Origin of the sequence: Dyadobacter sp. (assembly GCF_017744695.1) — a bacterium.
Lineage (GTDB): Bacteria > Bacteroidota > Bacteroidia > Cytophagales > Spirosomataceae > Dyadobacter.
Window position 1 is genome coordinate 186,851 of record NZ_JAGIAS010000002.1, and the last position, 12,880, is coordinate 199,730.

The 12,880-nt window shown below is 49.9% G+C and carries 10 protein-coding genes; 4 read left to right on the forward strand and 6 right to left on the reverse strand.

The features are described from left to right. Positions 1–5: 5 nt before the first annotated feature. Complete coding sequence (locus J7619_RS08335) at positions 6–608, reverse strand: acyl carrier protein phosphodiesterase (RefSeq protein WP_291196881.1); 603 nt, start codon at positions 606–608, stop codon at positions 6–8. 97 nt (positions 609–705) lie between these two features. Here J7619_RS08335 and J7619_RS08340 point away from each other — a divergent pair, with 97 nt between their 5' ends. Continuing rightward, positions 706–1,221 carry a peptidylprolyl isomerase gene (locus J7619_RS08340; RefSeq protein ID WP_291196883.1) on the forward strand — a complete coding sequence of 172 codons (516 nt, stop codon included), beginning with the start codon at positions 706–708 and terminating at the stop codon, positions 1,219–1,221. Between the two features lie 76 nt (positions 1,222–1,297). Here J7619_RS08340 and J7619_RS08345 read toward each other — a convergent pair whose 3' ends face one another. Then, positions 1,298–1,780, reverse strand: coding sequence for a dCMP deaminase family protein (locus J7619_RS08345; protein ID WP_291196884.1), 483 nt, complete (start codon positions 1,778–1,780; stop codon positions 1,298–1,300). Positions 1,781–1,850: 70 nt separating this feature from the next. Between J7619_RS08345 and J7619_RS08350 the strand changes: the two genes are divergently transcribed. After that, the gene (locus J7619_RS08350; RefSeq protein WP_291196885.1) at positions 1,851–2,936 is read left to right on the forward strand and encodes a hypothetical protein; all 1,086 of its coding nucleotides are present in this window, start codon (positions 1,851–1,853) and stop codon (positions 2,934–2,936) included. A 2-nt stretch (positions 2,937–2,938) separates the two neighbouring features. Here the strand turns inward: J7619_RS08350 and J7619_RS08355 are convergent, their stop codons facing one another. Genes J7619_RS08355 through J7619_RS08365 form a run of 3 tightly spaced genes read right to left on the reverse strand, consistent with a single transcriptional unit; the run spans position 2,939 to position 6,944 of the window. Then, entirely contained in the window at positions 2,939–4,732 is a 1,794-nt protein-coding gene (locus tag J7619_RS08355) for a ComEC/Rec2 family competence protein (protein ID WP_291196886.1), read from the reverse strand. Positions 4,733–4,738: 6 nt separating this feature from the next. After that, a complete protein-coding gene (locus tag J7619_RS08360; RefSeq protein WP_291196888.1) occupies positions 4,739–6,016 on the reverse strand; it encodes a T9SS type A sorting domain-containing protein in 1,278 nt (425 codons plus the stop codon). Continuing rightward, the gene (locus J7619_RS08365; protein WP_291196890.1) at positions 5,997–6,944 is read right to left on the reverse strand and encodes a PhoH family protein; all 948 of its coding nucleotides are present in this window, start codon (positions 6,942–6,944) and stop codon (positions 5,997–5,999) included. Before J7619_RS08365 ends, J7619_RS08360 begins: the two co-directional genes overlap by 20 nt. Before the next feature lie 247 nt (positions 6,945–7,191). Between J7619_RS08365 and dnaB the strand changes: the two genes are divergently transcribed. Continuing rightward, positions 7,192–8,811, forward strand: a complete 1,620-nt coding sequence (gene dnaB, locus J7619_RS08370; protein ID WP_291196892.1) for a replicative DNA helicase — start codon at positions 7,192–7,194, stop codon at positions 8,809–8,811. 98 nt (positions 8,812–8,909) lie between these two features. Here dnaB and rlmD read toward each other — a convergent pair whose 3' ends face one another. Next, positions 8,910–10,313 (reverse strand): 23S rRNA (uracil(1939)-C(5))-methyltransferase RlmD, encoded by a 1,404-nt coding sequence (gene rlmD, locus J7619_RS08375; protein WP_291196894.1) that lies wholly within the window; start codon positions 10,311–10,313, stop codon positions 8,910–8,912. A 64-nt stretch (positions 10,314–10,377) separates the two neighbouring features. On the opposite strand from rlmD, the gene J7619_RS08380 reads away from it, so the two are divergent. Next, a complete protein-coding gene (locus tag J7619_RS08380; protein WP_291196896.1) occupies positions 10,378–12,585 on the forward strand; it encodes a gliding motility-associated C-terminal domain-containing protein in 2,208 nt (735 codons plus the stop codon). The last annotated feature ends 295 nt before the right edge of the window (positions 12,586–12,880 follow it).

A 12,880-nucleotide genomic window follows, 5' to 3' on the forward strand; every position in this document is an offset into this window, starting at 1 on the left:
CCGATTTATGCCGCGTTTTCAGCGATAAATTGGCTGGCCTGTCGACGTAATTCCGGAAAAAAAGACAGGAATTTGATGTAATAAAACTCCTCGTTTGCCTGCAAGTCGCTCACAGCCGTGGAGATAGGCGCTAAAAACCCGGCACGGCGCGAAAGCCGCTTAAATGTGATATCAATGCCGTCCAGCGTGGCATAGGTTGTGAGCCAGTCCTGACGGATCATGGAGCGCACCATCGGCACCATCGTTTCCGGGATCAGGTGTTCGTTCCTTTCGATAATCGAGTATACCCGGTGGGCGTATACAAAGAGGGGTTCGTTGTGGTAATGATCGAAGTTCTTTGCAAGGAAATAATCGAAGTAAATGTCCATTACAATGCCAGCCAGTTTTCCCTGGGTAACGGCAGCCACATCTTTGGCATCCGACACATCCGGGTGCGTGTCGGTAAACGAATCGATAAAACGATGCAGTTTCAATCCCAACACGTAATCGGGATTCCAGCTGGCGGTTTTCTCCGCACTCAAACGCCCTTTAATGAAATCCCCTACATAATTGCCCATCATCACCCCCTCATTTTCCCCAGACAGCAAAATATGCGCTAAAAAATTCATCTAAATGACATTTTGACAAAATTCCCGTACGTTTGTTCCCATACTCTTCCGGGGAACAATTCTTTTACAACAACCATTATTTTAATCAAACTAGCAAATGAAAGTCGAAAAAAATAGCGTTGTAGCGCTTACATATAGCCTCAGCATTCCGGACTCGGACGGCGAAACGGACGTGGTGGAAGTAGTCACTGAAAACGACCCGATGTACTTTATCCATGGTATCAGCGGACTTCCGGAAGGTTTCGAAAACAAGATCGAAGGCCTGTCGGCCGGTGATACGTTCGAATTCACAGTAGCTCCTGAGGAAGGTTACGGAGAATACGATGAAGAAGCCGTGGTAGACCTGCCCAAATCCGTTTTCCAGAACAGCGAAGTAGACCAGAACGAGTTACTGCAAGTAGGTAACATCATCCCGATGACCAACGAAGAAGGCGAGCGTCTCCACGGCCAGATCGTCGAAATCCACGACGACGTGGTGATCATGAACTTCAACCACCCGCTCGCAGGCAAGGAAATGCATTTTGCAGGCAAAATCCTAAACGTACGTGCAGCTACACGCGAAGAACTCGACCACGGACACGTGCACGGTACGGGCGGGGTGCATCATCATTAATAATTTTGAATGACTGAATGATTGAATGACTGAATAGGGCGTTAGCGTAAATTTATTCAATCATTCAATCATTCGGTCATTCAATCATTCCCTGATACTGCTCCACCTCCACACCAAAGCGCCGCAAAAACTCCACTCCTTCCTCGACTGCAATGCCTTTATAAGCCGCATAGGAATGCAGGAAAATCACCTTTTTGATCTTCATCGTGTAAATTACCCTTGCGCAGGCGATGCACGGCGCGAGCGTTACAAAAAGCGTTGATCCTTCGATATTTGAGCCGTTTTTTACGGCAAAAAGAATGGCGTTTTGCTCGGCGTGCAATGCCAGGGAACAGCTTCCTTTCGCGTCGCGAGGGCATCCTACCCCGGGAAACTCTTCATCGCAGTTGTGCGTACCCGCGGGAGGACCATTATAGCCGATCGAAATAATCCGCGTATCCTTCGTTAGCACCGCACCAACCTGCGCTTTTATACAATGCGAACGCTTGGCAAGATTTTTTGCCAGGTCCATATAAATGTCATCAAATTCCGGCCGCAAATTCGTTGTAGGTATTGTCATTCTCTTTTCAATCCAAATTCAGGGTACAAACTTAGGGAAATGACGGCTGGATTCAACGCGTTTGAAAAGTATGACCAAGAGCATTCCGCTTCTTTTTTTCCTGATCATGATCCTCAACCCGCTTTTCGCGCAGCAGGACAGGTCGGTTGTTACCCTTTCCAAAGATCCCTCCGGGCTTTTCAAATCCTATAAATTCTTCATTCAGAATGTCGAAGACCAACGTCCGCAGCCGGGCGCCACACTGGGTAAGGTAATCGCTCTGGGCAAAGAAATTCCCGCAGTACTGCCCGGGAAAGCTGAAAATGAGTTGTTCAGTTACTGGTCTTATCTGGCCCCGAAAAAGGAGCAAACCTATTTACCACTTTACATTTCGATCAAGGAGCTTTCTGTGAGCGAAAAGCGTGTTGGACCCAACAAGGTCACAGGGGAGGTTCGCCTGAACGTGCGGTTCAGATGGTACCGGGATATGCAACCGGTGGAACTTACCGGTTATCAAACGGCAGCTAACTATACGCGGCCGGAGACAGCATTCACCCACGACAAATTGATCAAACAACTTGTAGACCAGGCATTGGGCCATTTTCAAAAATGGATGACCTCCAATGCGGGTAAAACGCCCGCATTGGCACGTAATCTGGTCCTTACATTCAAGGAAATTAACAATACGGCGTCTGAGGATACGGTTTTTTACTCGCCCAAACGGCCGTTGGTATGGGACGATTTCAAGGTAAGAAGTGCCAAACCCGGTAGCCGGTATGCCGCGGCGGTATTTACAAGTTTCGGGTACGAGGGACACTCCTACCCGAAAGACGATGATCTGGTGGTCGAAATCGGGTTGAAGATATTCATGGTCAAAAGCATGTCGTGGGGCCGACCGGAATCGCGTAATGCAGGTACATTACGCCATGAACAGCTCCATTTCGATATCACGAGGCTGGTTGTCGAAAAATTTAAGGAACGCCTCAGAAAGGCTGAATTAACCATTGAAGACTATGACAGCGAGATCCAGTACCAGTTTCTTGAAGCATTCCGGGAAATGAACCGCGACCAGGAACAATACGACGGCGAGACCGGCCATGGCCTGAATGCCGGCGCACAAGCCACTTGGGATAAAAAAATCGCTCAGCAGATCGAAACGCTCTATTCAGTACAATAAGCCTACGGTGCGGTAATGCGGATAATCTGTTCAATTTCTCGACTTACGGCGTAGCTCTTTACATTAAAATCGAATGTGCGGATGTCTCTTGCGAATGCCTTATCGCTTAGCAGGTAAAGTACATTTCCGGATTTAAAGCTGAGCACCTGATGTTTCGGAACCTGAAAACTGACCTCCTCGGCATTTAAATATGTATTCAAACTACCTGTTATTGAAATTGTTGCAAAAACAACTGCCCCCACAACCGATACTTTCAGCCAGCCCAGCGAACGCGCATGCCACGCATACCAGCCTGTAAAGAGGATCGAGTACAGCAAAATCAGTTCTGGCTTGTTCAAATGCAAATTTTCCAGCAAATGCCCTGGCAGTGACCGTGGAATCGAAGCCGACCAATCGGTTAGCCGAGCTGAAAAAGCCACCACCTGGCCAGCCAGCCAGCCCAGCCACGAAATTCCTGAGAGGCTAACGAGCAGCAACACCAGGGACGCGGGCAGCAGGATATTCGTAAACGTGACGACCAGCGGATTTACAAGCCAGAAATAGGTTGGGAATTGATGAAAATAATAAAGACTGAGCGGAAATGTGGCCAGCTGCGCCGCGAATGCCAATGCGGTGACCTGCCAGGCAAATTTCAAAACACGGTTTGCAGGTTTCAGTATGCTGTACAGAGGCTCGTAAAACAGAAAAATTCCGGCCATTGCGAGATATGACAACTGAAAGCCGACATCATACAATGCGCAAGGGTCCACCAGCAAGATGACCAACGCCGAAAATGCGAGCGTGTTCATCGGGCTATGCTTTCTTTCGGCCATTTCTGCAACCACCAACACCATGCACATCAATGCGGCACGCTGGACCGAAGGCGGCAGGCCCGTTACCAGCGCATAAAAGCCCAGTAATGCAGCCATCAAAAACAAATAAACCCACTTGCCAAACGGCCAGCGCCTTACCCAGCCGAAGGCCATACTGATGGCCAGGAAAATAATTGCCACGTGCATTCCGGAAACGGAAAGGATATGCACGGCCCCGGAGATCACATAATCGCCTACCTGCTCCGCGCCAAGGTCGTCGCGCCTGCCCAATAACATGGCTTTCACGAGCCCGTACGCAGCGCCACTCGCACCCGAATCGGCTACATATGCCAGAAATCGACCATCCGCCCATTCTGATACTGCTTCCGGCCAATAGGAAGGGCTTTTTCCCGAATCAATGGAAATCACCTTGTACGAATGCTCATTCACAAATGCTGTGAAGAGAATGCCCTTATCACGCAAATATTGCGCATAATCAAACTGTTCGGGATTTGCCGGCGGAGCGGGGCGTTCCAGGCGTCCTTTGATCAGCAACAAGTCTCCGGGTTGCGGAACATCGGAAAGGCTGTCCGGCAGATAAACCAACGCCTTCGCAGAATAGCTGGTCCATTGATTTGCGGTATTGAATTGCCTGCTAAGTACTTCAAAACGAATGGAATTGCTTCGTTTTTCGGGTATCGAGGTAACTTCCGCCGTATAGGCGTTGTATTCCAATGCTTGAAGCGTGGCAATTTGGGCGTCCTTTTCCGTTTCCGCCGCCATTTTAATGCCCGCGCCCAGCAAAAACATCCATCCGGCCAGCCCGACCGCAAAGGCCGTCGGACGCCCAAACCTGTGCAACAGACCGCATCCGATCGTTACCAGTACCCAAACCATTAAAACAAAAACAACCGGCATACTGCCGGTCGTACGTAATGCGTCGCCCGCCAATATGCCGGTTGCCAGGAATATTACTACGCCGACAAATGGAGCGCGTGATAGCATGGATGTTTATCGTACAACAAAACGTTTCGTGATTGTCTTGCTAGCAGTCGTCACCTTGTAATAGTACAAACCGCTAGGAAAGTTTTTAACGTTGAGATAAGTACGGTTGACGGTATCCTCCGTCACTTTTTGTCCCTTTTGATTGTAAACGGACACGGTATAGTTTTCGAAATTCGGGGTAAATATATTGGTAGTTAGTGTTTCCCGCACGGGATTCGGATAAAGTTCAACCAGCAATTCATTGGTTGAAACCTTGGAATACTCCACCAATTTCGCTCGTCTGGGGCTCAGCGCCAGTACCGCGTGCATCCGCAACTTCTGATCATTCGTAAAAATGCTCATGCACACGTCCGGCGAATAATCCATATAATTTTCGATCATATTCCGCGTGGTCACGCCCGGTCGGCATTGCGAATATACCGGCGAGCACGAAAGGTCGGTGGTTTCGTTTTTCGTGTTGGCCGTAGGGGTGTCATCGCAGTAATCGGTTCCGCAGGTAGAATCGCCCCAAATGTGGATCAGGCCCAGCCAATGTCCCACTTCGTGCGTAGTAGTCCGCCCCAGGTTATAAATCCGGCTCGTAATCGCGTCGGAATTGCGCCCGAAATAACGGAAATCGATGATAACGCCGTCTGTTAATGCATCAGCCTCTGTGTTTTCAGAGGTAGCGAGGCCTGCGGTACGATCGTTGAGCTCCGTTACAACGGGAAATTGCGAAGTTCCCAGGTAGCGGTCGTTCAGCCGCGTTACCCAGATATTCAAATAACGATTCGTGAACCAGGCGGGCGAAATATTCGCCAGATCGTCGGCATCGGTAATCGGACTGAACTGCGAAGTCGCATTATAGGTCCTGACGACCGACACCAGCCTGAAACGAATGCCGGTATCGACACCCAGTGAATCGGTGTAAAAGCCTTTGTAACCCGACGTATTGCCATAATCTTCGTTCAGCACCTCGATCTGGCTATGGATCTGCGCATCGGAGATATTCCCGTTCCCTGGCCCCCCAATCACATTGTCGGCCCGGTTATGAACCACATGCACCACCACCGGTATCGTGATCACCTCACCCGCGCTCGTGCGTGCGGACGAGAGGGAGCGCACGTAGTGCTGGATCGCCTGCTCCGATTGAATCCGCAGGTTCCGCAGGGCCGGGTTTTTCAGCAGCCGGACGGAGTCACGTTCCGTGCTGGCGCAGCGCGTAACGAGCGAATCCTGCGCCCTTCCGAGCGCAGAAACCAGCAACAGGCCGGCCAGCAACAAGCTACTTCTCCGATTTTTCATAGGCAGCGAGAATGTCCTTTACCAAACGGTGCCGTACAACGTCAGAACCATCCAGTTCTACGAAACTGATCCCTTTAATGCCCTTCAAAACCGTCAGGGAATCGATTAACCCCGATTTAAGATTCTTCGGAAGGTCGATCTGCGATTTATCGCCGGTAATGATCGCTTTCGAGCTCGGGCCCATCCGGGTCAGGAACATTTTCATTTGCATCGGCGTGGTATTCTGCGCCTCGTCGAGCAGGATGAATGCGTTGTTCAGCGTACGCCCCCGCATGTAGGCAAGCGGCGCGATTTCGATAACCCGGCTCTCCAGGTATAATTTCAGTTTTTCCGGCGCGATCATATCGTCGAGCGCATCGTAGATCGGGCGCAGGTACGGGTCGATCTTCTCTTTCAGGTCGCCCGGCAAAAAGCCCAGGTTCTCGCCCGCCTCTACGGCCGGACGGGTAATGATAATTTTTCTTACTTCCTTGTTTTTCAAGGCCCTTACAGCAATGGCCACCGCGGTGTAGGTCTTTCCTGTACCGGCAGGACCTATCGCGAACACGAGGTCGTATTTGCCTGCCTGTTCTACCAGCAGCTTCTGATTCGGCGTTTTGGCTTTCACGACGAGCCCCTTGTTTCCATAGAGGATCACGTCATCATCGTCCTCTCCGGTAGCCACCGGCATTTTGGTAATGCCGTTCAGGTAGCCCTTAACGTTGTCGTTGGTTATTTTTCCATACTTCTGGTAATGCGCCAGAAGTGAGTCGATTACATCTGTGATTCGGATAATTTCGGGGGCAGTCCCCTGGATGCGGATCTCGTTTCCGCGTGAAATGATTTTACTTTCGGGAAAAGCGGCGGCAACTTCCTTGATATTCGAATTGTGAATGCCCAGAAAATCGACCATGGATACGTCTTCGAGTGTGATGATTTTTTCCAGCAAATGAATCAGTGTTTAATGTTTCTCTATTGTTTGTAAAATTTAGTAATAATAACCAAGATTTGTAAAACATAATCGTCGAAAAAACAATTATCCCCTCAAATCCCGAGCCAAAAAATTAGTCTTTCCCGACCAAGTCTTTCATTATCAGACACGCACAAAAAAGTCGTGTGGCAGAAAAAAAATTATTGCGCCAAACTCCCTGCCGCCGCTTTCGTTGAAGGCCTCCAATGATTAACTTTGTCTTAATATGGAAAACGAAAAGGCATCTAACAGCTACCCCAGGAGCGGCTCCAAAACCGGTAACGGTACCAAACGGGCCTTTCCTCCCAGAACGCCATCCAACGATCAGAATTTCAGCAAATTACCCCCTCAGGCTATCGACCTGGAAGAGGCGGTTTTGGGCGCTCTGATGATCGAAAAGGATGCCCTCACGGCGGTAGCGGATATCCTCCGTCCGGATAGTTTCTACAAAGAGTCGCACGTCCGCATTTACAGCGCGATCGTCACGCTCTTCGCCGACTCGGAGCCTATTGATATGCTGACGGTCACGGCCAAATTGCGCAGCACCGGAGAACTTGAACTGGTCGGTGGAGCGTCGTATATCATGGAGCTGACAAGCAAGGTCAACTCCGCGGCCAACATCGAATTCCACGCCCGCATTATCTCGCAGGCCTATATCAAACGGGAGCTTATCAAAGTATCCTCCGAGATTCAGCGGGAGGCCTATGAAGACACGACCGACGTATTTCGCCTGCTCGACAAAACGGAACAGTCGCTTTTCGCGATTTCAGAATCCAATATCAAGAAAAACTACGCCGACATGGGCGCGCTAATGCGCCAGGCGCTGGCCGAACTCGACCAGAAAAAGAATAATAAAGACGGTCTCACCGGCGTACCATCCGGTTTCAGCGCCCTCGACAGGCTGACTTCCGGCTGGCAGAAGACGGAATTGATGATCCTAGCGGCACGTCCCGGTATGGGTAAAACGGCATTCGTCGTTTCCTCACTGCGGAACGCGGCTGTGGATTTCAATATCCCCGTGGCGATCTTCTCCCTTGAGATGTCCTCGGTACAGCTGGTCAATCGTTTGATCTCCGCCGAGGCAGAGATCGATAGTGAGAAAATCCGTAAAGGAAGCCTCGCGCCGCACGAATGGGAGCAGCTGCACCACCGCATTCACCGGCTTACCAACGCCCCTATTTACATCGACGACACCCCTGCCCTTTCCGTACTCGAATTGCGTGCGAAATGTCGCCGTCTGAAAGCGCAACACGACATTCAGATGATCGTAATCGACTACTTGCAGCTGATGACCGGCGATACAGGCGGCAAGAGCCCCGGTAACCGTGAACAGGAGATTGCGATGATCTCACGATCGTTGAAAAACCTCGCCAAAGAACTCGACGTACCGGTAATCGCCCTTTCCCAGCTGAGCCGGGCCGTTGAAACACGTGGCGGAGAAAAACGTCCGCAGCTTTCCGATTTGAGGGAATCCGGGTCAATCGAGCAGGATGCGGATATGGTAATATTCCTCTACCGCCCTGAATATTACGGCATAACAGAAGACGAAGCAGGTAACTCGGTAGCGGGCGTGGGTGAAGTAATCCTGGCTAAAAACCGTGCGGGTTCACTGGACACGATCCAGCTTCGCTTCATTGGTAAATACACCAAATTCGCCGACCTCGATTCGGGGTTCACCCCTGCGCCATTCTCGATCGACCGCCCGATCCAGACTTCAAACCCAATATCATCTTTCGAAAGCCAGGCCAAACCGACGGCACCTGCCATGGGCGGAACACTCCGCAGCCGCGCCAACGACCTCAGTAATTTTGATTACAAAGGGCCAGATTCGGAGCCACCGTTTTAAATGGCAATGGGCTGTAAGCTGTATGCAATAGGCTATAAGCCTCAAGAACTCACAGCTTAATGCTTATAGCTTACAGCCTATCGCTTATAGCCAATTCCTTATTGCCCCTTCTTCACCAGCAACGCCACATTCTCCACATGGTGCGTATTAGGGAACATATCTACGGGCTGTACCCGTGTTACTTCGTAATCTTCGGCCATTAATGCCAGGTCGCGCGCCTGTGTAGCCGTGTTGCAGCTCACATACACGACGCGGTCGGGCGCGGCTTTCAGGATCGTTTCGATGACCGGAACGTCCATTCCGGCGCGGGGTGGGTCGGTAATGATTACGTCCGGGCGCCCGTGCGTATGCAGGAAGCTTTCGTTCATGATCGCGCGCATATCGCCTGCGAAGAACGAAGTATTGGTAATGCCGTTCAGCTCGGAGTTAATGCGGGCGTCCTGCACAGCGGCTTCCACATACTCCACTCCTACTACTTTCTTCGCGCTGCGGGCCACAAAGTTGGCAATGGTACCAGTTCCCGTGTAGAGATCGTAAACCGATTCGTTGCCTGTGAGCTGCGCATACTCGCGCGCCACGCTGAACAGTTTGTAAGCCTGCTCCGAATTGGTCTGATAAAACGATTTCGGCCCTACCAGGAACGTGAGGTCTTCCATAGTCTCACGAATCACCTTATCACCGGCGTAATGGATCACTTCCTGGTCCTGGTAGGAATCGTTTCCTTTCAGGTTTACGATATAATTCAGCGAAGTGATTTCCGGATGGTTTTGATGCAAAAATTCCATCACTTCCGCGATAATTTCATCGTTTTGCTCACCGAATTGCACGATCACCATCACGTCGCCAGAATTGGCTGTACGGATGATCACATTGCGCATGACGCCTACATTAAAACGTACGTCGTAATAAGGGTACCCTTTTTCCTCTGAAAAACGGTGCAACGCATTGCGGATCGCGTTCGACGGATCCGGCTGGAGGTGGCAGTGATCCACGGTGAATATCTTGTCAAAACGCTTCGGCACGTGAAAGCCTAATGCGGTTTTGGCAAATGGCTGTCCCGAGTCGAGCTGCTCTTTCGTCAGCCAGCGCCAATTCGAGAAGGTGAATTCCAACTTATTGCGATAGTATTCGGTCTTAGGGGCAGCGATAATCTCGTTAATCTCAACATTCCTGATCTTTCCTATCCTTTCAAAATGATCCACTACATGCTGCCTTTTGAACCTCAGCTGATGCTCGTAGCTGATGTGCTGCCACTTACAGCCTCCACAAACCCCGAAATGCTCGCAATAGGGTTCCGTACGTAAAGCCGATTGTGAATGGATTTTGGTAACGATGGCTTCCTTCAACTTTTTCTTGGTCCGCACGACCTGGAGGTCTACGATGTCACCAGGAGCCACATTACCTTCTACAAAGATTACGCCGTCTTCCGATTTAAATATACATTTGCCTTCTGCCGCAAAATCGGTAATTTCAACGTACTCGTACTTGTTACTCTTAGACATTATTTCCTGTTTTAATTACTAATCCCAATATCCTATCGGATCAATTTTACTGCCGCATTATTCCATGAAAAAACGGTTCATCTTATTTATTCTGATGCTGTTTGCCATTTGCGAAGCCAGTGCTACGCATATCGTCGGCGGGCAGTTATTCATCACGCAAAACCAGGACACCTACTATAACTACAATATGGGCCTTACGATGTACTTCGACGCCCTCAATGGTAATCCCGGCGCAGAAGATCCGTTTGTCACGATTTATGTATTCAGAAAGCGCGACAATGTCCTCATCGGTTCTCTTGAAGCCCCAAAAATAGAACGAAAATCGGTCAACTACGCAAACCCGCTCTGTGGAATCTCAACCCTTCAGACCTGGCAGATCACTTACGGCGCCGCTGTACGCCTTCCGCCCACCGATTTTGCCGACGCCCAGGGCTATTATATGGTGTGGGACCGGTGTTGCCGCAACGGAACGATCACGAACATTCAGGCACCCGGGGATGCCGGTAGTCTTTTCTATCTCGAATTTCCGCCGCTTTTCAAGAATAATGCCAATTTTAAAAACTCTTCCCCTGTTTTTCCGGAAATCAAAGGCGACTATGCCTGCGTCAATTCGCCATTTCTGTTCGATTTCGGAGGTACGGATGCCGACGGCGACAGCCTGGTGTATTCATTGATTACGCCGATGCAGGGTTATGCCGACAAGGCCAATCCAAGCGCTCCTGCCCGTGGGTCATCCAATTACCCGCGCCTGACGTGGGTCGACGGCATTTCGGTCAGTAATATGATCCCCGGCCCTGATCCGCTGAAAGTGAACAAATCGACGGGGATGCTGTCGGTCACGGCCGGCTCAGTCGGATTGTATGTCTTTGCCGTGCAGGTAGAAGAATACCGCAACGGCGTTAAAATCGGGATGCTCACGCGTGATTTTCAGCTCAAAGTGGTCGACTGTCCTAAAATGGACCCGCCTAAGCTGTTGTTCAAACCCAAAGGAAAGAACACCTATTATACCGAGAACGAGATCATTACAGTCAAAAAAGGCGATCCGAACTGTTTTGAAGTAATGGTTACCGACCCCACCGTAAACCAGGTCGTTTCCGTCGATGGGCACGCTATCAACAATTCCAAAGACTATTTCACACTACTACCCGCCCAATTCACCACCAAGGTCCCGAACGATACCCTCAAATTCCAGATCTGTCTCGAAGATTGTTTCGTCACCTACGATAACCGCCCCATCAAAATCCAGCTTATCGCGCAGGACGGAAGCTGCCCCTTCCCGCTTACCGACACGCTGAATATCTTTATAAGGCGCGAGAGCAGCGGCAACAACGCCCCCACCGTTACGACTTCGCTCGCGAGCGACTATGTACACGTGACCGCGGGCGTACCTGTGACGTTCGATGTCTTCGGGAAAGATCCTGACAAGGATAACCTGGCACTTTCGGGCCGCGGTCAGGATTTCAATATGGCCGATATGGGGATGGATTTTAAACCTGCCAGCGGGCAGGCCACCGTGCAGCAGAAGTTTACCTGGATCCCTCCATGTAATGCCAAAAAGGGCGATACACTCGCTGTGGATTTCAAAGTGGAGGATATGCGCTGCGAGGGCAATCCAATGCCTGTTTCAAAACCCGTGTATTTTATCATCGATGAATCGCCCAACCGGGCCCCGTCGGTGAAGACATCCCTGCCCGTTCAGGAAATCACTTATCAGATCGGCAGCTCATCCGGCATTACGTTCGATGTGCTGGCAACTGATCCGGACACGAATATGATCGTTCTGACGGCCGCGGGGCGTGGATTTGACATGAAGGACGCCGGTATGATTTTCGAAGCCAAAACGGGCGTAAAATCGGTCACTTCTCCCTACGCCTGGAATCCTGAATGCGCCGTGCTGAACGGCCAACCCGAACAAACCTTCCTGGTCGACTTCGTCACCCAGGACAAGAGCTGTGCTGCGGCCACCGATACCACCACGGTGAAGGTAACGATCAAGGACAATGGCTCTACCCCATTCCCCGAATTCCCGAACGTCATCACACCTAACGGCGACGGCAAGAACGACTGCCTCGTGTTCGACGAACTGCCGGCCGACAATTGCGGGGACTACTTCAAAGACATCACCGTCTTCAACCGGTGGGGTAAGCAAATCTACTACTCCAAGATAAGACCAAAGGATTGGTGCCCCGATAAGATCTCGGGTGGCTATTACTATTTCCTCATTCAATACACCATGCGCTCCTACAAAGGCGGACTCACCGTTCTTAAATAATTGATAATAAGCCAAATACCCCATAACATTTAATATGAATGTTATGGGGTATTTGGCTTATATGTAGCATATTATTTACACTTTTTATACAAATAATATGTATTAATATCTATATACTTTTAATACATACTATTAAGATAAGACATAGAGTATATTTGTTATATCTTTTAATACTTATCATAATAATAAATAATATTAAACATATAATACTTTTAATAAGTAATATATTGACAGTTCATACCACACATTTCCTCCTTTTAAAACTATTCCCCGCAGAATGCAACGTTGATAGCCC

Bases quoted from the DNA above. Each gene is read 5' to 3' on its own strand.
- J7619_RS08335 (WP_291196881.1), bottom strand. From the start codon at position 608: ATGAATTTTTTAGCGCATATTTTGCTGTCTGGGGAAAATGAGGGGGTG.
- dnaB (WP_291196892.1), top strand. From the start codon at position 7,192: ATGGAAAACGAAAAGGCATCTAACAGCTACCCCAGGAGCGGCTCCAAA.
- J7619_RS08340 (WP_291196883.1), top strand. From the start codon at position 706: ATGAAAGTCGAAAAAAATAGCGTTGTAGCGCTTACATATAGCCTCAGC.
- J7619_RS08350 (WP_291196885.1), top strand. From the start codon at position 1,851: ATGACCAAGAGCATTCCGCTTCTTTTTTTCCTGATCATGATCCTCAAC.
- J7619_RS08355 (WP_291196886.1), bottom strand. From the start codon at position 4,732: ATGCTATCACGCGCTCCATTTGTCGGCGTAGTAATATTCCTGGCAACC.
- rlmD (WP_291196894.1), bottom strand. From the start codon at position 10,313: ATGTCTAAGAGTAACAAGTACGAGTACGTTGAAATTACCGATTTTGCG.
- J7619_RS08360 (WP_291196888.1), bottom strand. From the start codon at position 6,016: ATGAAAAATCGGAGAAGTAGCTTGTTGCTGGCCGGCCTGTTGCTGGTT.
- J7619_RS08380 (WP_291196896.1), top strand. From the start codon at position 10,378: ATGAAAAAACGGTTCATCTTATTTATTCTGATGCTGTTTGCCATTTGC.
- J7619_RS08345 (WP_291196884.1), bottom strand. From the start codon at position 1,780: ATGACAATACCTACAACGAATTTGCGGCCGGAATTTGATGACATTTAT.